We start from the raw sequence: 21,997 nt of genomic DNA on the forward strand, positions 1-21,997 counted from the left end.
CAGGTCAGACTTTGAACCGCGACACGCCGCCACGCAGGCCGGTGGCCACCTGGCTCAGTTCGTCAATGGCAAAGCTGGCCTGGCGCAACGATTCGACCGTCTGGCTGCTGGCATCGCCCAACTGCGCCAGGGCGTGGTTGATCTGTTCGGCGCCGGTGGCCTGGGCCTGCATGCCTTCGTTGACCATCAACACCCGCGGCGCCAGGGCCTGGACCTGGTGAATGATCTGGGTCAGTTGCTCGCCGACCTGCTGCACCTCGAACATGCCGCGGCGCACTTCTTCGGAGAACTTGTCCATGCCCATGACCCCGGCCGACACCGCCGACTGGATCTCGCGAACCATCTGCTCGATGTCGTAGGTGGCCACGGCAGTCTGGTCGGCCAGGCGCCGCACTTCAGTGGCGACCACGGCGAAACCGCGGCCGTACTCACCGGCTTTTTCCGCCTCAATGGCGGCGTTGAGCGACAGCAGGTTGGTCTGGTCGGCGACCTTGACGATGGTCACCACCACCTGGTTGATGTTGCCGGCCTTCTCGTTGAGGATCGCCAGCTTGTTGTTGACCAGATCGGCCGCGCCCATCACCTGGTGCATGGTCTCTTCCATGCGCGCCAGGCCCTGCTGGCCGGAGCCGGCCAGGATCGAGGCCTGGTCGGCGGCCGAGGTTACTTCGGTCATGGTCCGCACCAGGTCGCGGGAAGTCGCGGCGATTTCCCGCGAAGTGGCGCCGATTTCGGTGGTGGTGGCAGCGGTCTCGGTGGCGGTGGCCTGTTGCTGCTTGGAGGTGGCGGCGATCTCGGTCACCGAGGTAGTGACCTGCACCGACGAACGCTGGGCCTGGGACACCAGGTTGGTCAGTTCGCCCATCATTTCGTTGAAGCCGGTTTCGACCGCGCCGAACTCGTCCTTGCGGTCCAGATTCAGGCGCACGCTGAGGTCGCCGCCGCTGAGCTTGTCCAGGGCATGGACGATACGCTGCATCGGTGCGGTGATGGCGCGCATCAGCACCAGGCCGCAGATGGTTGCGGCGACAATCGCCAGCAACAGCGAGACGATCATGCTGAACTTGGCCGTGGCCACGGCGCTGACGATGGAGTCGGTGGCGGATTCGGCCGAATGACGGTTGCGCTCGATCACCCCGTTCAGGTGCTTGCGGCCATCGACCCAGGCCGGGGTCAGCACCTCGGCGAGCAGGCGCTGGGCTTCGGGGTAATCCTTCTTGCGGTAGGCCTCCAGGACGCTATCCACCGCTTTCAGGTAGCCCGCTTCGAGCTGGCCGAACTGGTCGAAGCTGGCCTGGTCGTCCTTCTCGCGAATGGTCGCCTGGTAGCTGGCCATGTGCTGTTTGAGGCGCTCTTCAAAGCCCTTGTACAGCTCCATGTCGGCCGAGGTGAGCTCGCGATGGTCACTCAGGCCCACCAGCTGCTGGGTCAGTACATAGCTGTCGACCCAGGCACTGCGGATCATGGAGCTGTAGTAGACCCCGGGGATGCTGTCGGTTCGCACCGCTTCCTCGCCGGACTCTATGGCCACCAGTCGCGAATAGGCAGCGACCACCATCAGCGACATGATGGCGATAATCACGGCGAAGCTCGCCAGGATCCGTTGGCGCAAGGTCCAGTTTTTCACAGTCAGCCCTCAAGTGTTCTACGCGAGCAGGAAAAATGGGCAGAGTATAGCCCAGCGGCTGCGCGCTTTTGCGGCTGACTTAACGGCTGGATCGGGCCAAACGGGCTAGATACTGGCCATTAGCCCGGTTTCATTGACTGGCAGCAAGTTTTACCTGGTTTTCCAGCTCGCTCTTGAGCGCCGGGTCAAGCTTGAGCTGGCGCGCCAGTTCGTCCAGGTAGGCACGCTCCATGAAATGCTCCTCGTCCACCAGCATGACACTGGCGATGTACATTTCGGCGGCCATTTCCGGGGTGCTGGCGGCGCGGGCGACGTCGGCCGGGTCCAGCGGTTTGTTCAGCTCGGCGTGCAGCCAGTGTTGCAGTTCCTGGTCGCTGGACAGCTTGACGAATTCGCCCTCGATCAGCGCCCGCTCGCGGTCATCGACATGGCCATCGGACTTGGCCGCTGCCACCAGCGCCTTGAGGATCGCCTGGCTGTGCTGCTCGACCTGGGCCGGCGGCAGGCGGTCGAGGGTTTGCGGCCCCCCCTGCACCGCAGTGCCCTGCTTGGCCTGCCAGTTGCCGTAGGCCTTGTAGGCGATCACCCCGAGGGCCGCCAGGCCGCCGTAGGTCAGGGCCTTGCCGCCGTACTTGCGAGCCTTTTTGTTGCCCAGCAGCAAGCCCATCGCCCCTGCCGCCAGAGCACCGCCGCCGGCACCGGAGAGCAGGCTGCCCAGGCCACCACCGCCCTTGCCGCCGAGCAGGTCGCCAAGGCCGCCGGATTTGCCGGCAGGGCTTTTGCCGCCCTGGTTCTGCAGCAGGTCCTGGCCGGATTTGAGCAGTTGATCAAGCAAGCCGCGGGTGTTCATGGGGCATCTCCATGGGGAGGAAAGAAGCCCAAAGAGTACTGCCGCAGGCTGAAGCGAAGCTGAATGCATTTGCTTCCAGATGTTGCCTACGCTTAAACCAGCTATACCTGCACTTTCACCGCCCCGAGATAATTCCAACAAGAGGGAACACCATGTTCGTGCACAAGACCGCCACGCTCTGCGCCCTGAGCACCGCCCTGCTGGCCAGCGCCAGCCTGCAGGCCGCCGAACCGCTGAAAGCCGTGGGCGCCGGCGAAGGCCAGCTGGATATCGTCGCCTGGCCGGGTTACATCGAGCGCGGTGAAAGCGACAAGGCCTACGACTGGGTAACCGGCTTCGAGAAGGACACCGGCTGCAAGGTCAGCGTCAAGACCGCCGCCACCTCCGACGAGATGGTCAGCCTGATGACCAAGGGCGGTTACGACCTGGTCACCGCCTCCGGTGACGCCTCGCTGCGCCTGATCGCCGGCAAGCGCGTGCAGCCGATCAATACCGCGCTGATCCCCAACTGGAAGAACCTCGACCCGCGGCTCAAGGACGGCGCCTGGTACGTGGTCAACCAACAGGTGTACGGCACGCCCTACCAATGGGGTCCGAACGTGCTGCTGTACAACACCGAGGTGTTCAAGCAGGCGCCGACCAGCTGGAGCGTGGTTTTCGAGCCGCAGGAGCTGCCCGACGGCAAGCCCAACAAGGGCCGGGTGCAGGCCTACGACGGGCCGATCTACATCGCCGATGCGGCGCTGTACCTGAAGTCGGCCAAACCTGAACTGGGCATCCACAACCCCTATGAACTGAACGAAACCCAGTACCAAGCGGTGCTCGACCTGCTGCGCCAGCAACATCCGCTGATCCACCGTTACTGGCACGATGCCACGGTGCAGATGAGTGACGTCAAGAACGAGGGCGTGGTCGCCTCCAGTTCCTGGGGCTACATGGTCAACGGCCTGCAAGCCGACAAACAGCCGGTGGCCTCGACCATTCCCAAGGAAGGCGCCACCGGCTGGGCCGACACCACCATGCTGCACAGCGAGGCCAAGCACCCCAACTGCGCCTACAAGTGGATGGACTGGTCGCTGCAGCCCAAGGTCCAGGGCGACGTAGCGGCCTGGTTCGGCTCGCTGCCCGCGGTGCCGGCGGCCTGCAGCGGCAGCGAACTGCTCGGCGCCGAGGGCTGCAAGACCAATGGTTTCGACCAGTTCGACAAGATCGCCTTCTGGAAGACCCCGCAGGCCGAAGGGGGCAAGTTCGTGCCCTATAGCCGCTGGACCCAGGACTATATTGCGATCATGGGCGGCCGTTAGGGCCCTGTCGCGGGGCAAGCCCGCTCCCACCTGAAGACGCGGGCTTGCTCCCTCTTGCTGGAGCTTCGCACCATGACCCTTGCAGTGCAGTTCACCAATGTCTCGCGCACCTTTGGCGAGGTCAGGGCGGTTGACCAGGTGTCGATCGACATCCACGACGGTGAGTTCTTCTCGATGCTCGGTCCCTCAGGGTCGGGCAAGACCACCTGCCTGCGCCTGATTGCAGGCTTCGAGCAACCCAGTGCCGGGTCGATCCGCATCCACGGTGAAGAGGCGGCGGGGTTGCCGCCCTACCAGCGCGACGTCAACACGGTGTTCCAGGACTACGCGCTGTTCCCGCACATGAACGTGCGCGACAACGTCGCCTATGGCCTCAAGGTCAAGGGCGTGGCCAAGGCCGAACGCCATGCCCGCGCCGAAGAGGCCCTGGCCATGGTTGCCCTGGGCGGCTATGGCCAGCGCAGGCCGGTGCAACTGTCTGGCGGCCAGCGCCAGCGCGTGGCCCTGGCGCGGGCGCTGGTCAATCGCCCGCGGGTGCTGCTGCTCGATGAACCGCTGGGAGCGCTGGACCTGAAACTGCGCGAGCAAATGCAGGGCGAGCTGAAAAAGCTGCAGCGCCAATTGGGCATCACCTTCATCTTTGTCACCCATGACCAGACCGAGGCGCTGTCGATGTCGGACCGCGTCGCGGTGTTCAACCGCGGCCGCATCGAGCAGGTCGACACTCCACGCAACCTGTACATGAAGCCGGCGACCACTTTCGTCGCCGAGTTCGTCGGCACCTCGAATGTGCTGCGCGGCGCATTGGCGCAGCAGCTCAATGGCAGCCAGCTGCCGTTCTCGATCCGCCCGGAACACATCCGCCTTGGCGACCAGCCGGCGGCCAGCAACGAAATCCAGGTCAGCGGCCTGCTCCACGATATCCAGTACCAGGGCAGCGCCACCCGCTACGAGCTGCAGCTGGACAACGGCCAGTTGCTGAGCATCAGCCAGGCCAACAACCAGTGGCAGGAACACGCCGCGCCCTGGCAGCCCGGCCAGCGCCTGCAGGCACGCTGGGCCCGCGAGGCGATGACGGCGTTGCAGGAAACCGTGCCCGGCGAGGGCCACTGAAATGACCCAGGCTCTGGCAAACAGCGCGCCGGGCGTCATGCGGCGCTTCTCGACCCTGCTCTACCGGCGCCCCAACCTGTACCTGGCGCTGCTGCTGGTGCCGCCGCTGCTGTGGTTTGGCGCGATCTACCTGGGGTCGCTGCTGAGCCTGCTGTGGCAGGGTTTCTACACCTTCGACGACTTCACCATGGCGGTCACCCCTGACCTGACCCTGGGCAACTTCGCTGCGCTGTTCAACCCATCGAACTTCGACATCATCCTGCGCACCCTGGGCATGGCCATCGCCGTGTCGCTGGCTAGCGCCGTGCTGGCCTTCCCCATCGCCTACTACATGGCCCGCTACACCAGCGGCAAGACCAAAGCGTTCTTTTATATCGCGGTGATGATGCCGATGTGGGCCAGCTACATCGTCAAGGCCTACGCCTGGACCCTGCTGCTGGCCAAGGGCGGCGTGGCCCAGTGGTTCGTCCAGCAACTCAACCTGGGGCCGGTGCTGCAGTTCATCCTCGCTATTCCCGGGGTCGGCGGCAGCACCCTGTCGACCTCGCACCTGGGGCGCTTCCTGGTGTTCGTGTACATCTGGCTGCCGTTCATGATCCTGCCGATCCAGGCTTCGCTGGAACGCCTGCCGCCGTCATTGCTGCAAGCCTCGGCGGACCTTGGCGCGCGGCCGCGACAGACCTTCATGCAGGTGATCCTGCCGCTGTCGGTACCTGGCATAGCCGCAGGCTCGATCTTCACCTTCTCGCTGACCCTGGGCGACTTTATCGTCCCGCAACTGGTCGGCCCGCCCGGCTACTTCATTGGCAGCATGGTCTATGCCCAGCAGGGCGCCATCGGCAACATGCCCATGGCTGCCGCCTTTACCCTGGTGCCGATCGTGCTGATTGCCGTGTACCTGACCATAGTCAAACGCCTGGGGGCCTTCGATGCACTCTGAACGCGCCTCGATCGGCCTGCGCCTGGCGGCCTGGGGCGGGCTGGTGTTCCTGCACTTCCCGATCCTGATCATCTTCCTCTATGCCTTCAACACCGAGGACGCCGCCTTCAGCTTTCCACCGCAGGGCTTGACCCTGAAGTGGTTCAGCGTGGCGTTTGCGCGCCCGGACGTGCTGGAGTCGATCAAACTGTCGCTGCAGGTCGCCTGCCTGGCGACGCTGATCGCCCTGGTGCTCGGCACCCTGGCCTCGGCGGCGCTGTACCGGCGCAGCTTTTTCGGCAAGGAGAGCATCTCGCTGATGCTGATTTTGCCCATCGCCCTGCCCGGGATCATCACCGGCATCGCCCTGCTCTCGGCATTCAAGACCCTGGGGATCGAGCCGGGCATTTTCACCATCGTCGTCGGCCACGCGACCTTTTGCGTGGTGATCGTCTACAACAACGTCATCGCCCGCCTGCGGCGCACCTCGCAGAGCCTGATCGAGGCGTCGATGGACCTGGGCGCCGACGGCTGGCAGACCTTTCGCTACATCGTTTTGCCCAACCTCGGCTCGGCACTGCTGGCCGGCGGCATGCTGGCCTTTGCCTTGTCGTTCGATGAAATCATCGTCACCACCTTCACCGCAGGCCACGAGCGCACCCTGCCAATCTGGCTGCTCAACCAGTTAAGCCGGCCGCGCGATGTGCCGGTCACCAACGTAGTGGCCATGTTGGTGATGCTGGTGACCATGCTGCCGATCCTCGGCGCCTATTACCTGACCCGCGGCGGCGAAAGCGTAGCCGGCAGCGGCAAATAACTCCTGGAGGACTGGACCATGCAAACCCGACTGTTAATCAACGGCCAACTGGTGGACGGCGAAGGCGCAGGCTACGCGGTGCTCAACCCGGCGCTGGGCAGCGTGCTGGTGGAAGTCAACGAGGCCAGCGAGGCCCAGGTCGATGCTGCCGTGCGCGCCGCCGACCGTGCCTTCGACAGCTGGTCGCAGACCACGCCCAAAGAGCGTTCGCTGTTGCTGCTCAAACTTGCCGACGCCATCGAGGCCCACGGCGAAGAGCTGGCCCGCCTGGAGTCGGACAACTGCGGCAAACCCTATGCCGCCGCGCTCAATGACGAGATCCCGGCGATCGCCGATGTGTTCCGCTTTTTTGCCGGTGCCAGCCGCTGTCTGGGCGGCTCGGCTGCCGGTGAATATTTGCCGGGGCATACCTCGATGACCCGTCGCGACCCGCTGGGCGTGGTCGCCTCGATCGCGCCGTGGAACTACCCGCTGATGATGGTTGCCTGGAAGATCGCCCCGGCGCTGGCCGCCGGCAACACCGTGGTGCTCAAGCCGTCGGAGCAAACGCCGCTGACTGCGCTGCGCCTGGCAGAACTTGCCAGCGAGCTGTTGCCGGCCGGCGTGCTGAACATTCTTTTCGGTCGCGGGCCGAGCGTCGGCACGCCGCTGGTGACCCACCCGAAAGTGCGCATGGTGTCGCTGACCGGCTCGATCCCAACCGGCGCCAACATCATCGCCAGCACCGCCGACAGCGTGAAGCGCATGCACATGGAACTGGGCGGCAAGGCCCCGGTGATCATTTTTGATGATGCCGATATCGACGCCGCGGTCGACGGCATCCGCACCTTCGGCTTCTACAATGCCGGCCAGGACTGCACCGCCGCCTGCCGCATCTATGCCCAAAGCGGCATCTACGAGCAATTCGTCGAAAAGCTCGGCAAGGCCGTGGCCAGCATCAAGCATGGCCTGCAGAACGACCCGGACACCGAGCTCGGCCCGCTGATCACCGCCCAGCACCGCGACCGGGTGGCGGCCATGGTCGAACGGGCGATTGCCCAGCCGCATATTCGCCTGGTCACCGGTGGCAAGGCGGTGGCCGGTGACGGTTTCTTTTTCGAACCTACGGTGCTGGCCGATGCCCAGCAGGATGACGAGATCGTCCGCCGCGAGGTGTTCGGGCCGGTGGTCTCGGTGACCCGTTTCGACGATGAAGCGCAGGCCCTGGCCTGGGCCAACGATTCCGACTACGGCCTGGCGTCGTCGCTGTGGACCGCCGACGTCGGCCGTGCCCATCGCGTTTCGGCGCGCCTGCAGTACGGCTGTACCTGGGTCAACACGCACTTTATGCTGGTCAGCGAAATGCCCCATGGCGGTCAGAAACTGTCTGGCTATGGCAAGGATATGTCCATGTACGGGCTGGAAGACTACACCTGCGTCCGGCATGTGATGTTCAAACATTAAGGTAAGGACACCCATGGAAATCACCCGACGCGACTTCATCAACGGAGTCGCCATCGGCGTCGCAGCGGGCCTGACCCCGCTGCAACTGCTTCAGGCGGCCCCCAGCGGGCGCTATTACCCACCGGCCTTGACCGGTTTGCGTGGCAGCCATGTCGGCGCCTTCGAAGTTGCGCACCAGATGGGTTGGGAGAAAAAGACCTTCGCCACCGACGCCCTGCCGATCAGCGAGGAATACGACCTGGTGGTGGTCGGCGGCGGCATCAGCGGCCTGGCGGCGGCGTTCTTCTATCGCGAGAAACATCCCGCCGCGAAGATCCTGATCCTCGAGAACCACGACGATTTCGGCGGCCACGCCAAGCGCAACGAGTTCAGCGCCGGTGGGCGGATGATCCTCGGTTATGGCGGCAGTGAAGCCTTGCAGTCGCCCAACCATCTGTACAGCAAGGAGGTCAACGGCCTGCTGCAAAAGCTTGGCGTCGATATCAAGCGTTTCGAGACCGCCTTTGACCGCAGCTTCTACCCCGACCTGGGCCTGTCGCGCGCGGTGTTCTTCGACCAGGAAACCTTCGGCGAAGACAAGCTGGTCACTGGCGACCCGACGCCGATGGTCGCCGACGACATCGCCCCGAGCCAGCTCAACGCCCGCCCGATTGCCGATTTCATCAATGACTTCCCCTTGCCCGCAAGCGACCGCAAGGCGCTGATCGACCTGCACCAGGCGCCGCGCGACTACCTGGCCGGCAAGTCGCTGGAGGACAAGACGGCCTATCTGGAGCGCACCAGCTACCGCGACTTCCTGCTCAAGGACGTCGGCCTGTCGGCCAGGGCGGTCAAGTACTTCCAGGGCCGCACCAACGACTTCATGGCCGTGGGCATCGATGCCGTCGCCGCTGCCGACGCCTACTCTGTCGGCTTCCCGGGCTTTGCCGCGATGAACCTGGCGCCGCTCAGCGAGGAAGCCAAGGCGGAGATGGAAGAGCCCTACATCTACCACTTCCCCGACGGCAACGCCTCGCTGGCACGCCTGCTGGTGCGCAGCCTGGTGCCATCGGTGGCGCCGGGCCAGAGCATGGAAGACATCGTCCTCGCCAATTTCGACTACAGCCAGCTCGACCGCGCCGGGCAACCGCTGCGCCTGCGCCTGAACAGCACGGCGGTGAGCGTGCGCAACGTCGCGGGTGGGGTCGATGTCGGCTACAGCCGCGCCGGGCAACTGGCCAAGGTGCGCGCCAAGCACTGCATCCTGGCCTGCTACAACATGATGATCCCCTACCTGCTGCGCGAGCTGTCGGCCGAACAGGCCCACGCCCTGAGCCAGAACGTCAAGTTCCCGCTGGTGTACACCAAGGTCATCGTGCGCAACTGGCAAGCGTTCCAGAAGCTTGGCGTGCACGAGATCTACGCCGCCACCCAGCCCTACAGCCGGATCAAGCTCGACTACCCGGTGAGCCTCGGCGGCTACGAACATCCACGCGACCCGGCGCAGCCCATCGGCCTGCACATGGTGTTTGTCCCGACCAGCCCCGACAGCGGCATGAGCAGCCGCGACCAGGCCCGTGCCGGACGCGGGCGCCTGTACGGCACCTCATTCGAGGTACTGGAAAGCCAGCTGCGCGAGCAGTTGCAACGCATGCTGGGTCCTGGTGGCTTTGACCACAACAAGGACATCCTGGCGATCACGGTCAACCGCTGGCCCCATGGTTATGCCTGCTCCACCAATACCCTCTACGACGACCCGGCGCAGATCGAGCAGTGGATGGAGCTGGCGCGCCAGCCCGTGGGCAAGGTCAGCATCGCCAACTCGGACGCGGCCTGGAGCGCCTATGCCCATGCGGCGATTGATGAGGCGTGGCGGGCGGTGGGGGAATTGGCCTAATTGCGCGGTGCCCGCATCGCGGGGCAAGGCCCGCTCCCACAAGATCTCCATCATCCTTGATACACCATCCTGAGAGCGGCACCGAACCTGTGGGAGCGGGCCTTGCCCCGCGATCGAGCGCGAAGCGCTCGCCATTCAGTCAATCGCGTAAATCAGACTCATGTATCGGCTGGTCGCGACTGGTAGCCCGTTGATACTGCGCCGGCCACACCGCCTTGTTGCCGCCCAGGTCGTCGTCGGCATGCAGCGGCCAGTACGGGTCGCGCAGCAGCTCGCGGGCGAGGAAGATGATATCGGCCTGCGCGGTACGCAAGATGGTTTCAGCCTGCATCGGGTCGGTGATCATGCCCACCGTCCCGGTGGCGATCCCCGCCTCTTCCCGCACTTTGGCCGCGAACTGGGTCTGATAGCCCGGCCCGGTCGGGATCTCGGCTTTTACCGAGGTGCCGCCAGAGGACACGTCGATCAGGTCCACGCCCAGTTTGCGCAGGCGCTTGGCCAGCTCCACAGTCTCATCCGGGTTCCAGCCATCCTCGACCCAATCAGTGGCCGATAGCCGCACGAACACCGGCAACTCGGCCGGCCACACCTCGCGCACCGCTTCGGTCACTTGCAGGGTCAGGCGGATACGGTTTTCAAAGCAGCTGCCGTACTGGTCACGGCGCTGGTTGCTCAATGGCGACAGGAACTGGTGCAACAGGTAGCCATGGGCGGCATGCACTTCGACCACCTTGAAACCGGCCTCAAGGGCGCGCCGGGCAGCGGCGACAAAGGCCTGGATGATCTCGCCGATCTGCGCTTCGTTCAGTTCGCTGGGGGCTGTGTGCTCCGGGTCGAAGGCAATTTTCGAGGGCCCCACTGGCACCCAGCCGCCATCGTCGACCTTGACGCTGCCATGCTTGCCCAGCCACGGCCGATGGGTGCTGGCCTTGCGCCCGGCATGGGCCAGCTGGATGCCGGGCACCGCGCCCTGGGCGGTGATGAAACGGGTGATACGCTGCAGCCCCGGGATCTGCGCGTCGTCCCACAAGCCCAGGTCTTGCGCGGTAATGCGCCCGTCGGCAGTCACGGCAGTGGCTTCGGTGAAAATCAGCCCGGCACCACCCACCGCGCGGCTGCCCAGGTGCACCAGGTGCCAGTCATTGGCCAGGCCGTCGACACTGGAATACTGGCACATGGGTGAGACGGCAATGCGGTTGGGCAGGATCAGCTGGCGCAGGGTATACGGCTCAAGCAGCAGGCTCATGGGGCACCTCTCAAATCAAGTGGTAAGGCTCCAGGTAGTTGACCGGCCGACTACAGAATCTTCCCCGCAGGTTCTTCGACCCATCATTCGAAGCCTAGACCACTTTGCCCCGTGAGATCAGCGCGGCTCGATATGCGCGATCATCAGTTGCACGCTTTCCTGGCCGCGAAACTCGTTGACGTCGAGCTTGTAGGCCAGCTCGACCCAGCGCACGGTGGGGTTGGGCCAGACTTCACGGTCGACGCCAAAGGCGATGCCATCGAGCTTGAGCGAACCGCATTCGCTCTTGAGCACCACCTTCAGGTGCCGCTCACCGACGACCCGTTGCTCGACCAGCTGGAACACCCCGTGGAACAGCGGCTCGGGGAAGTGCTGGCCCCAGGGCCCGGCGTTGCGCAAAGCCCGGGCCAGCTCCAGGTGGAACTCCTCGACCGCCAGGGTGCCGTCCGACAGCAAGCGGCCGGTGAGGTCTTCTTCACACAGCTGGCGACGGGTTTCTTCGTCGAAGGCCTGGGCAAAGGCCGGAAAGTTATCAGCCGGCAGCGACAGGCCGGCGGCCATGGCGTGGCCGCCGAACTTGCTGATCAACTGCGGATGGCGCGCCGCCACGGCATCCAGCGCATCGCGAATATGAAAGCCCGGCACCGAGCGCGCCGAGCCCTTGAGCATGCCGTCGCCGGCATCGGCAAAGGCGATGGTCGGGCGGTGGTAACGCTCTTTCAGGCGCGAGGCAAGGATGCCGATCACGCCCTGGTGCCAGTCCGGCTCGAACAGGCACAGGCCGAACGGCATCGATTCCAGCGGCAGGTCCTTGAGCTGGGCCAGGGCTTCGCGCTGCATGCCCTGCTCGATGGATTTGCGGTCCTGGTTCAGTTCGTCGAGCTGGCCGGCCATTTCCCGAGCCAGGTTGGCATCGTCACTGAGCAGGCACTCGATGCCCAGGCTCATGTCGTCCAGGCGCCCGGCCGCATTGAGCCGTGGGCCAAGAATAAAGCCAAGGTCGGTGGAGGTGATGCGCGCGTGATCGCGGCGGGCCACTTCAAGAATGGCCTTGAGCCCCGGCCGCGCCCGTCCGGCACGGATGCGTTCCAGGCCCTGGTGCACCAGGATACGGTTGTTGGCATCCAGCGGCACCACGTCAGCGACGCTGCCCAGGGCCACCAGATCGAGCAGCTCGCCAATGTTCGGTTGCGGCGCGTTGTCGTAGTGACCGAGGCTGCGCAACCGAGCGCGCAAGGCCATCAGCACATAGAAAATCACCCCGACCCCGGCCAGCGCCTTGCTGGGGAACTCGCAGCCCGGCTGATTGGGGTTGACGATGGCGTCGGCCGCCGGCAGCTCATGGCCAGGCAGGTGGTGATCGGTCACCAGGACCTTCAATCCCGCAGCTTTGGCGGCGGCCACGCCTTCGACGCTGGAAATGCCGTTGTCGACGGTGATCAGCAATTGCGGCTGGCGCTGCAAGGCCACTTCGACAATCTCCGGAGTCAGGCCATAGCCGTACTCGAAGCGGTTGGGCACCAGGTAATCAACATGGGCAGCACCCAGCAGACGCAGGCCGAGCAGGCCGACGGTGCTGGCGGTGGCGCCATCGGCATCGAAGTCGCCGACGATAAGGATGCGCTGGCGTTCTGCCAGTGCCGTCACCAGCAGGTCGACTGCCGCCTCGATGCCCTTGAGCTGCTGGTAAGGCAGCAGGCGCGCCAGGCTCTTATCCAGCTCGGCTGCCGATTGCACGCCACGGGCGGCATACAGGCGGGTCAGCAAGGGTGGCAGGTCGCCGAGAAAGGGCAACGTGGACGGCAACGGGCGGGGATCGATACGCATGGGGCGTTGGGGCTTCTCGTCAATCAGGGATGTTCGGCTTGAAAGGACGCGCGATCAGCGCTCGCCCATCAGCCATTGCAGCTGGACTTCGTGCTGGCCGCGATCGTCGGTGACGAACACCGTGCCTTCGCTGATCATCACGTCCCACTTGATCGCCCGCGGCATGTCCTTGGCCAGGGTTTCCAGAACTTCCTGGGGCACGGCGGCGATGTTGAGGTTTTTCAGGTTCTTGACCGCCGGCAGCACCTTGGTTTCCCACACGCGCAGGCTGCCATAGGCCAGCAGGCTGGTGCGCTCGGTGCGACGCGAGCACCAGGTCAGGCGATCGGCATCGGGCTGGCCGACTTCGATCCAGTGCAGGATGCGGTCGTCCAGGCTTTTTTCCCACACCGCCGCTTCGTCCACGTCCGACAGACCGCGGCCAAAAGACAGTTGCTCGTTGTACCACAGGGCGTAGGCCAGCAGACGCACGGCCATGCGCTCTTCGGTTTCCGACGGGTGACGGGCGATGGTCTGCTTGACGCTTTCGTACACGCCGCGGTCAAGGTCGGTGAGGTTCAGTTCAAACTTGTAGGTGGTGGATGGCTGGGCCATGGACGGGCTTCTTGCGGCAAGGAAAGTCGCCCAGTCTAACCGATCCGCATGTTCCTTGCGCCGCAGCAGTATCTGGGCGCGCCCAGCTATGATAAAAACGGGGGCCCTGACCCGCTGCCACGGACGCCTCATGCCTACGCCCAGCAAACCGCTCGCCGGCCTCAAAGTCATCGAACTCGGCACCCTGATCGCCGGCCCGTTCGCTTCGCGCATCTGCGCCGAATTCGGCGCCGAGGTAATCAAGGTCGAGTCGCCCGATGGCGGCGACCCGCTGCGCAAGTGGCGCAAGCTGTACGAAGGCACGTCGCTGTGGTGGTTCGTCCAGGCCCGCAACAAGCAGTCGCTCACGCTCAACCTCAAGCATGCCGAAGGGCTGGATATTCTCAAGAAGCTGCTGGCCGAGGCCGACATCCTGATCGAGAACTTCCGCCCCGGGGTGCTGGAAAAACTCGGCCTGGGCTGGGACGTGCTGCACGCCCTCAACCCGAAGCTGGTGATGGTGCGCCTGTCCGGCTTCGGCCAGACCGGGCCGATGAAAGACCAGCCGGGGTTTGGCGCCGTCGGCGAATCCATGGGCGGGCTGCGCTACATCACCGGTTTCGAGGACCGCCCGCCGGTACGTACCGGCATCTCCATCGGTGACTCGATTGCGGCCTTGTGGGGCGTGATCGGGGCGTTGATGGCCCTGCGTCATCGCGAAGTCAACGGCGGCCAGGGCCAGGTGGTGGATGTCGCCTTGTATGAGGCGATATTCGCCATGATGGAAAGCATGGTGCCGGAGTTCGACGTGTTCGGCTTTATCCGCGAGCGTACCGGCAACATCATGCCCGGCATCACCCCCTCCTCCATCCACACCAGCGCCGATGGCAAGCACGTGCAGATCGGCGCCAATGGCGATGCGATCTTCAAGCGCTTCATGCTGGCCATCGGCCGCGATGACCTGGCCGACGATCCGGCGCTCGCCAGCAATGACGGCCGCGACCTGCGCCGCGATGAGTTGTACGGGGTGATCGACCGCTGGGCGCGGACCTTGCCACTGGATGCGCTGATGCAGGTGCTCAATGAGGCCCAGGTACCGGCCAGCCGCATCTACAGTGCCGAAGATATGTTCAGCGACCCGCAATTTCTCGCCCGCGAGATGTTCCTGCAAGCCAAGCTGCCCGACGGCACGCCGTTCAAGATGCCGGGAATCGTCCCCAAGCTCTCGGACACCCCCGGCTCCAGCGAATGGGTCGGGCCGGAGCTTGGAGCCCACACCGAGCAGGTACTGGCCGGGCTGGGTTATGACACAGCTGCGATTGCCCGGCTACGCACGCAAGGCGCAGTCTGAACACGGCACTACTCAAGTTGCGTGGCAACGGTGGAGACCTGGACATGACCCATCACTGGCAAGCGAGCATGCGTCGTGGATTGCCGCTGTTGCTAGGTCTGTTGCTTTGCCTGGGCCTGCCCGCTCCGGCCTCGGCCAAGGAGCGTTTGTTCTGGTTGTTGCGCGACTTGCCGCCGCTGACCATTTTCGAAGGCACCGGCAAGGGCCAGGGGGTGATCGACCGCTTGCTGCCGCTGCTGATCGAACAGATGCCCGAGTACGATCACAGCATCGTCCGGGTCAACCGCGCCCGCGGCATCCAGATGCTCCAGGCGCCCACCTTCACCTGCGACCCGACCCTGCTGTGGACCCCGGAGCGGGCGCGCTATGTGCATTTCTCGATCCCCAGCCTGGGCGTGCTCAGCAGCGGCCTGGTGGTCCGGCGCAAGGACCAGCACCTGCTTGACCCCTACCTGCACAACCAGCAGGTCGACCTGCAGACGCTGCTCGGCAGTACCGCGCTCAAGCTGGGTGTGGTGGCTCAGCGCAGCTACAGCCCGGCGGTTGATGAACTGCTCAAGACCCTGCCCGACACTACCCTCAGCCGCCACTACGGCAATGACGCAGTGACCAGCTTGCTGCAAATGCAGCAGCATGACCGCCTGCAACTGGTGCTCGGCTACTGGCCGGAAGTGCGCTACCTGCTGCAACAGCAAGGCTGGCCCAGCGACGACTATGCCTTCTACCCGATCCAGGGAGTCGAGCAGTACCAGTTGCTGCGGGTCGGCTGCTCCGACACGCCGCTGGGGCGCGAAGCCATCAGCCATATCAACAAACTGCTCCTGGCGCTGCGCAACGACACCTTGCCCGACCTGTACGCCCAGTGGCTGGCGCCGCAAATGCGCGAACAGTACCTGCACGACAGCCTGCACCTGTTTGGCGAGCACCCCTGAGGCCCGATCGCAGGCAAAAAGAAACCCCGAACGGTGGGGAGGCCGCCCGGGGCTAAACAAAAGCCCATAGGGCTTCGCACGACAGCTTCACGACATCGGAGCAAAATCCCGATCAGCTGTCCTTGTTAGGTCTGATTGCCTTGCCCGGCAAAGGTTCCGTCACACCCTGGCGCTGATCGAGCGGCCTTGCTGCAGATGGCGCTGCGCCGCGATGACGCAAGGCTGCAGGCGGCCCTCTACAATCAGCAGGTCACGCTGCAGGCCATCGACCAGGTCGACCAGCAGGCGCTGGTCCTGCAATTGGCTGGGCTTGACCGTGCGCTGCAGCACGCTGCGGTTGGTTTCGTCGGTCAGGCGCAGGTCGAAATCACAGCCGGTGCTCAGGCGCACCAGCCTGACCCGGTACGGTGCCAATGCTTGACCAAGCAACAATCTGATACATTCCATCTCATTCATTGTTCACCTACCTGTCGAGAAGGGGTCTTTCACTGACCCTGAGGCAGCCGGAAAAGTTCTCTCAGTGCGATTTCCTTTACCCAGCATGCCCGGCAAAAATGACAGATTGAAATCCAGCACGTTGAGCGGAGCCTGCCTGTGACAGCCCCTGCCCCCAGTGAACTGCGCATCATCCTGGCCGATGACCACCCGATCTTTCGCATCGGCCTGCGCGCCGTGCTCGAGCAGCTTCCGGGCATTCGCGTAGTGGGCGAAGCTGGCGGCCCGCTGGAGCTCACGACCCTGCTGCAAAGCCTGGAATGCGACGTGCTGGTGACCGACTTCATGATGCCGCTGGAGCAGCAGAACGATGGCTTGAAGCTGCTCGAACAACTGCGCCGGCACCATCCGCAGTTGCCGCTGCTGGTGGTGACCATGCTCAACAATGCCGGGCTGTTCCGGGCCATGCTGGCCCTGGGCGTCAATGGCCTGCTGAGCAAGGCCAGCCTGGCCGACGAATTGCCCCAGGCCATCGCCCGCCTGCGCAGCGGCAAGATTTACCTGGCCGATTCGGTGCAGCAGTTGCTGTTGCAGGACGGTGCCGTGCGTGAAGACCTGGCCCGCGACCAGACGGCGTTGTCGCCGCGCGAGCTGGAAGTCGCCCGCCTGCTCGCCGGCGGCCACACGGTCGGCCAGATCGCCACCCTGCTCAACCGCAGCAAGCAGACAGTGAGCAGCCAGAAGGTCAGTGCCATGCGCAAGCTGGGCCTGGCCAATGACGCCGCGCTGTACCTCTATTTGCAGGAGCACGGCCTGGGCTGAAGGCTGTTCACGCCCTGCGCCGCAGCCTGGCCTCGGCCGGCTCACGCTCGAGCATCCACCGGCGCAGGTCCTGCCCCGCCATCGGCCGGGCAATGAAATAGCCCTGCATGATCGGGCTGCCCAGGGCCTTGATCGCCATCAGGTCATCCACCGTCTCGACGCCCTCGACCACCACGTTCAGGTCCATGCGCCGGGCCATGATCAGCGCCCCCGCCACCACCGCCGCCTTACGGCCATCATCGGCCATGCCCCGGACAAACTCGCTGGGCAGTTTCAACTCGCTGAATGGCAGTTCGAGCAGGCGCTGCAGATTGGACACGCCCATGCCGAAATCATCGATCGACAGTTGGCAGCCCTGGATGCGCAGGTGCAGCAGCCCTTCGAGCTGGGTGCTGTCGAGCTGGCAGCTGTGGGTTTCGATGACTTCCAGGGTCAGGGCGCTGGCCGGCACGTCATGGCGCTTGAGGGCCGCGACGACCTGCGCGGCGAAATCATCGCGGGCGAGCATCAGCGGGGCGATGTTGACCGCCACGGGTAATGGCTGGCCGCTGGCGAGCCTGGCCTGGGCACTGAATGCCAGGGCCTGGTCGAGTACGTGCCAGCTGAGTGCCTCCAGCAACCCGGCGCCTTCAATCAAGGGGAAGAACTGCGCCGGGCTAAGCAAGCCAAGGCTCGGGTGTTGCCAACGTACCAACGCCTCCACCCCGACCAGGGCACCGTCGAAACCCACCTTGGGCTGGTAATGGGCCTGCCACTGCGCCTGGCTCTGCGCCAACTCGGCGGGCGACATGGCCAACAGCTCGGCATGGGCCGGTGCGGCGAGCGCCTGGGGCGAATCGCCGGGCTCGTCGAGGTAGCGGCGCATCAGCTTGTGCAGGGAAACGCTGCAAGCCGGCTTCTGCAGACTGCCGAGCACCCGCAAGCCCAACTGTCGCGCCAGGTCGGCAACGCTATCGAGCACACCACGTTCGGCGCTGCTGAGGATAATCAAGGCCGCCGCCAGGCCGCTGTCAGCCAGGTGACGGATCAGCTCCAGGCCGTCCTGGCCGTCCATGTGCAGGTCGCAGATGGCGATATCGACCCGCCCGCGCCGGGACAGCGTCTGCCGTGCGCCGTCGACCGACTCTGCCGTCAGCACATCGAAGACGCCATTGGCATTGAGCATCTGATGCAAGGCCATCAGTTGGAAAGGATGATCCTCGAGAATCAGAACCTTAAGTGAGTGCATGAAAATTTCCCCGCAGTAGCCGATCTGAACGACAGCACTGTGCAACTCTAGGAAAATTGACCTAGGACGCCCATAGGACATGTCCTAAAGTTCAGGTGACATTTTCCACAGCTCTTGTTCAATGTCCTGATTCAACTGGTCGATTGCCGCCTGCAATGCTGCCCATCCCGGGTCGGCAGCCTGCGTCGAGCGCACCTGGCTGGCCTTTTCCAGTTGCGCGCACGCCTGCGCCAGGGGCAGCGCATCAATCAGGCAGGCGACGCCCTTGAGGCGGTGCAATGCCACGCCAATGGCTTCCCAGCCTTGGGTCTGGACGGCAGAGGCGAGCAAAGCGGACTCTTCCCGCAGGTTTTTGCGCAACTCCTCAAGCATGCGCCGCAGTACCGCATTGTTGGCCTGGGTCATCTTCTGCAGGGTATCCATCCTGAAGCTGGGCCGCGCGGCCAGCCTGTCGATCACCGCGACAAGCTGGGCCAGCGCGACCGGCTTGACCAGGCATTCATCCATGCCGGCCTCCAGGCAGCGGGCGCGCTCCTCTTTCATAGCGTTGGCGGTGCAGCCAACGATGGCGATCGCTGGGCGCTGGCTGTCGCGCTCCAGGCGGCGGATGCCACGGGCCAGCGCATAGCCGTTCATCACCGGCATGTTGCAATCGCTGAGCACCAGGTCGAAATCGCCGTCCTGCCAGGCCTGCAGGGCACTCTGGCCGTTCTCCACGGCCAGCACCTCATGGCCGAGGAATTCCAGTTGCTGGCTGAGCACCAGGCGGCTGGCCGAAAGGTCATCGACCACCAGAATCCGCCGCGCCGGCCCGCCCGCCAGCCCACGCGTCGGCGCTGGCGCTACAGGCTCGGCAGCCAGCGCTTCGAGGGTCAGCTCGACACTGACCTCGGTACCTTTGCCCGGCACGCTACGCAGGGCAATGTTGCCGCCCATCAACTCGACCAATTGCCGGCAAATGCTCAGGCCCAGGCCCGAGCCGCCATATTCGGCACCCGCGCCTGCCTGAGCGAAGGGCTGGAACAGCGCGCTCTGCTGTTGCTTGCTGATACCGATGCCGGTGTCACGCACACACAAGCGCAAGCCAACGCCCTGCAAACTGTCGCAGCCCGTGCGGCTGACCTGCAGCTCTACCAGGCCCAGGTGGGTGAATTTCAGGGCGTTGCCCAGCAGGTTGGTCAGCACCTGGCGCAAGCGCAGCGGGTCGAACCAGTACACCCCTTCTGCTTCGCTGGCCAGTTGCAGGCGCAAGTCCAGGCCCTGAGCCAGGGCCTGGGCCTGGAACTGCTCGACGATAGCCTTGAGAAACGGCGCCAGTGCCCGGGCCTGGGGTTCGAGCTGCAGGCTGCCGGCCTCGATCCGGGCAAGGTCGAGGCTGTCACCGATCAGGGCGATCAGCTCACGGGCTGATTGATGGGCGGTTTCCAGCCGCCGGGACGGCTGCTCGCCACGGTCCAGGGTGGTTTCCCGCTCAAGTTCGAGCAGGCCGATGATCACCGCCATGGGCGTGCGTATCTCGTGGCTCATGGTCGCCAGAAAGGTACTTTTGGCCTGGTTGGCCTGCTCGGCCTGCTGCCGGGCTTCGACCAGCGCCACCTCCAGTTGCTTGCGCTCGGTGATGTCGATCCAGCCCCCCAGCAGGCCTTGCAGCTGGCCGTCGGCACTGTAGAACGGCACGGTCCACTGGTAGGCATCGGTGCGCTGGCCGTCAAACTCGATACAGCGGTCGGCGAACACCGGTTGCGGATCTTCGAGCAGGCTCAGGTAATCGGCATGCAGTTGCCTGGCCAGCGCCTCGGGAATGACATCGATGTCTGTCAACCGCCGGCCCTTGACATCTTCCAGGCGCATCGAGAAGGCCTGTTCGTAGCTTTTGTTGCAGGTGATCAGCCGCCCTTCCAGGTCGCGCACGTAGATCGGGTTGGGGATCCCGTCGAGCAGTGCACGCTTGAACGCCAACTGGTCGTTGAGGGCTTGCTCAGCCTTTTGCCGCTGGTTGATCTGCGCGCGCAGGCGACTGCTCCAGACCAGCGACACCAGCCCGAACAGCACCGCTGCCGCCACGGTCCAGTAGATCCATGGCGCAATCCGCTGCCAGGCCGGCGCGGGTGGCGCCAGCGCGCCCAGCCACTTCATGCGCACGGTGCGCAACTCGGCAACCGGGAAGGCTTCCAGAGCCTTGTTGAGGATGCTTTCCAGCTCCGGAGCGCTGCGCCGTACCGAGAACCGGTCCGGTGCCCACTTGCCCTCGACTCCACGCCCGACCTTGAGCACCGGGTCGTTGCCGATCACGCTGTAGGCGCCGATTTCGCTGTCGATGGTGGCCAGGGCTTCGCCGTTGCGGACCTTTTCCCGGGCTTGCTCCAGCGAGTCCACCAACAACAGGCGAATACCCGGGTGATCCTCGCGAAGGGTGCTCTCCAGCGCATGCTGCGCCGGCAGTGCCAGGGTCTGCCCGGCCAGTTCGTCCAGCGACGCCAGGCCCAGTTGCGGCGCACGAACGATGAACACCCAGCTCTGCCCGCCAATGGAATGCGTGAACCCGAGAAACTCGCGGCGCTCCGCGGTTTCACTGAGGGTTGTGCTCATGTCGGCCTGCCCGCTCCTGAGCAGTTCCAGGCTCTGGGCAATCGATTCGGACGGCGCATAGTCAAACTGCAGGCCCGTCATCTGCGCAATGGTCGCCAACACATCGCTGTTAAGCCCCACCCAGGCGCCCTGGCGAGTGCGGAACAGGTAAGGCGGATACTGGCTACCAACCACGGTCACCCGCGGATGGCTGGCGATCCAGCGGCGCTCGGCGACGCTCAGCTCGACCCGGTGATGAGCCACGTCCGAGCCCAGGCCGGAGGTCCAGCGGCCAAGAATTTCGCGGCGCACCGACTCCTCGATACTGGCCAGCGCCTGGTTGAACATCTCCTGCAGTAGTCGGTCTTCGGCACGCACGGCAAAGGCGAAGCCAATCGGCGGCAAGGCGCTGGGGCCGACCACCTGCAGGCCCAGGTACGGACGCAGCGCATTGAAGGCGCGGATGATGATCTCGTTGCCGACAAACGCATCCACTTCACCCTGGTTGAGCGCCTCCAGGGCACTGCTGAGGTTGGGCGCCAGCAGCACCTGACTGTCGGGATAAACCTGGTGCATGACCCGGGTGTCGGCATAACCGTCGAGCAGGACCACTTTCTTCCCCGCCAGCGACTTTGGCGGCACCGGCGCGCCGCCACGCACCACGACCATGGAGCGGTCCGGAATGTAATCGTCGGAGAACGCCAGGCCCGCCACGCTGCGTTCAAAGCCGTTGGCGCTGGTCAGGACATCGATGTCGCCATGGCGCAAGGCCTCGATCGCCTCCTCGCGCTTGGCGAAGGCCAGCACCTGGGTTTTCACCCCCAGGCGTTCGGCAACCAGGCTCAGGTAGTCGGCGCTGATGCCCTGGTAGCGGTTGCGGTCGATGGTGATGTCCACCGGCTCGTAGTCGGCAAACGAGATACCGACCCGCAACACCCGCGCCGGGCCCAGCCATTGTTGCTGGGCCGCGGTCAATGGCATCGGCCCAAGCTCGGTGAACGGCGGTACCAGGGTAAAGGGCAGGCTCTGGGCGGCCTGGGCCCAGGGCCCGATACCCAGCCAGAAC

At 64.7% G+C, this 21,997-nt stretch carries 17 protein-coding genes; 9 read left to right on the top strand and 8 right to left on the bottom strand.

Going from position 1 to position 21,997, the window contains the following annotated elements; genetic code table 11:
- Positions 1-4: 4 nt before the first annotated feature.
- A complete protein-coding gene (locus UB48_RS01525; RefSeq protein ID WP_045193679.1) occupies positions 5-1,627 on the bottom strand; it encodes a methyl-accepting chemotaxis protein in 1,623 nt (540 codons plus the stop codon).
- Between the two features lie 130 nt (positions 1,628-1,757).
- Positions 1,758-2,477, bottom strand: coding sequence for a tellurite resistance TerB family protein (locus tag UB48_RS01530; RefSeq protein WP_045193681.1), 720 nt, complete (start codon positions 2,475-2,477; stop codon positions 1,758-1,760).
- 152 nt (positions 2,478-2,629) lie between these two features.
- On the opposite strand from UB48_RS01530, the gene ydcS reads away from it, so the two are divergent.
- The 6 genes from ydcS to UB48_RS01560 all read left to right on the top strand — a co-directional run bounded on the left by ydcS (position 2,630) and on the right by UB48_RS01560 (position 9,949).
- Positions 2,630-3,781: a putative ABC transporter substrate-binding protein YdcS gene (gene ydcS / locus UB48_RS01535; RefSeq protein ID WP_045193682.1), complete on the top strand. Its 1,152-nt coding sequence runs from the start codon at positions 2,630-2,632 to the stop codon at positions 3,779-3,781.
- 72 nt (positions 3,782-3,853) lie between these two features.
- Positions 3,854-4,894, top strand: a complete 1,041-nt coding sequence (locus UB48_RS01540) for an ABC transporter ATP-binding protein (protein WP_045193684.1) — start codon at positions 3,854-3,856, stop codon at positions 4,892-4,894.
- A 1-nt stretch (position 4,895) separates the two neighbouring features.
- Positions 4,896-5,834, top strand: coding sequence for an ABC transporter permease (locus UB48_RS01545; protein ID WP_045193686.1), 939 nt, complete (start codon positions 4,896-4,898; stop codon positions 5,832-5,834).
- A complete protein-coding gene (locus UB48_RS01550) occupies positions 5,824-6,630 on the top strand; it encodes an ABC transporter permease (RefSeq protein ID WP_045193687.1) in 807 nt (268 codons plus the stop codon). Before UB48_RS01545 ends, UB48_RS01550 begins: the two co-directional genes overlap by 11 nt.
- Before the next feature lie 18 nt (positions 6,631-6,648).
- Positions 6,649-8,073: a gamma-aminobutyraldehyde dehydrogenase gene (locus UB48_RS01555; RefSeq protein WP_045193689.1), complete on the top strand. Its 1,425-nt coding sequence runs from the start codon at positions 6,649-6,651 to the stop codon at positions 8,071-8,073.
- A 13-nt stretch (positions 8,074-8,086) separates the two neighbouring features.
- Positions 8,087-9,949 (top strand): FAD/NAD(P)-binding protein, encoded by a 1,863-nt coding sequence (locus UB48_RS01560; protein ID WP_045193690.1) that lies wholly within the window; start codon positions 8,087-8,089, stop codon positions 9,947-9,949.
- 139 nt (positions 9,950-10,088) lie between these two features.
- Here UB48_RS01560 and UB48_RS01565 read toward each other — a convergent pair whose 3' ends face one another.
- The 3 genes from UB48_RS01565 to UB48_RS01575 form a co-directional block, all read right to left on the bottom strand.
- Positions 10,089-11,195, bottom strand: coding sequence for an NADH:flavin oxidoreductase/NADH oxidase (locus UB48_RS01565; RefSeq protein ID WP_045193692.1), 1,107 nt, complete (start codon positions 11,193-11,195; stop codon positions 10,089-10,091).
- Positions 11,196-11,312: 117 nt separating this feature from the next.
- On the bottom strand, positions 11,313-13,022 hold the full coding sequence (gene recJ, locus UB48_RS01570; RefSeq protein ID WP_045193693.1) for a single-stranded-DNA-specific exonuclease RecJ: 1,710 nt from the start codon (positions 13,020-13,022) through the stop codon (positions 11,313-11,315).
- Between the two features lie 54 nt (positions 13,023-13,076).
- Positions 13,077-13,616 (bottom strand): YaeQ family protein, encoded by a 540-nt coding sequence (locus UB48_RS01575; RefSeq protein ID WP_045193694.1) that lies wholly within the window; start codon positions 13,614-13,616, stop codon positions 13,077-13,079.
- 130 nt (positions 13,617-13,746) lie between these two features.
- On the opposite strand from UB48_RS01575, the gene UB48_RS01580 reads away from it, so the two are divergent.
- Positions 13,747-14,946: a CaiB/BaiF CoA-transferase family protein gene (locus UB48_RS01580; protein WP_045193696.1), complete on the top strand. Its 1,200-nt coding sequence runs from the start codon at positions 13,747-13,749 to the stop codon at positions 14,944-14,946.
- Between the two features lie 44 nt (positions 14,947-14,990).
- Positions 14,991-15,878, top strand: coding sequence for a TIGR02285 family protein (locus UB48_RS01585; RefSeq protein ID WP_156160154.1), 888 nt, complete (start codon positions 14,991-14,993; stop codon positions 15,876-15,878).
- A gap of 159 nt (positions 15,879-16,037) precedes the next feature.
- On the opposite strand, the gene UB48_RS01590 is transcribed toward UB48_RS01585, so the two are convergent.
- Positions 16,038-16,325, bottom strand: a complete 288-nt coding sequence (locus tag UB48_RS01590) for a DUF3509 domain-containing protein (protein WP_045193720.1) — start codon at positions 16,323-16,325, stop codon at positions 16,038-16,040.
- A 147-nt stretch (positions 16,326-16,472) separates the two neighbouring features.
- Here UB48_RS01590 and UB48_RS01595 point away from each other — a divergent pair, with 147 nt between their 5' ends.
- On the top strand, positions 16,473-17,135 hold the full coding sequence (locus tag UB48_RS01595) for a response regulator transcription factor (protein WP_045193697.1): 663 nt from the start codon (positions 16,473-16,475) through the stop codon (positions 17,133-17,135).
- A gap of 7 nt (positions 17,136-17,142) precedes the next feature.
- On the opposite strand, the gene UB48_RS01600 is transcribed toward UB48_RS01595, so the two are convergent.
- Complete coding sequence (locus UB48_RS01600) at positions 17,143-18,363, bottom strand: EAL domain-containing protein (RefSeq protein WP_045193721.1); 1,221 nt, start codon at positions 18,361-18,363, stop codon at positions 17,143-17,145.
- A gap of 84 nt (positions 18,364-18,447) precedes the next feature.
- On the bottom strand, positions 18,448-21,912 hold the full coding sequence (locus UB48_RS01605) for a transporter substrate-binding domain-containing protein (RefSeq protein WP_082075370.1): 3,465 nt from the start codon (positions 21,910-21,912) through the stop codon (positions 18,448-18,450).
- Between the last annotated feature and the right edge of the window lie 85 nt (positions 21,913-21,997).

This window comes from Pseudomonas sp. 2(2015) (assembly GCF_000955865.1).
Taxonomy (GTDB): Bacteria; Pseudomonadota; Gammaproteobacteria; order Pseudomonadales; family Pseudomonadaceae; genus Aquipseudomonas.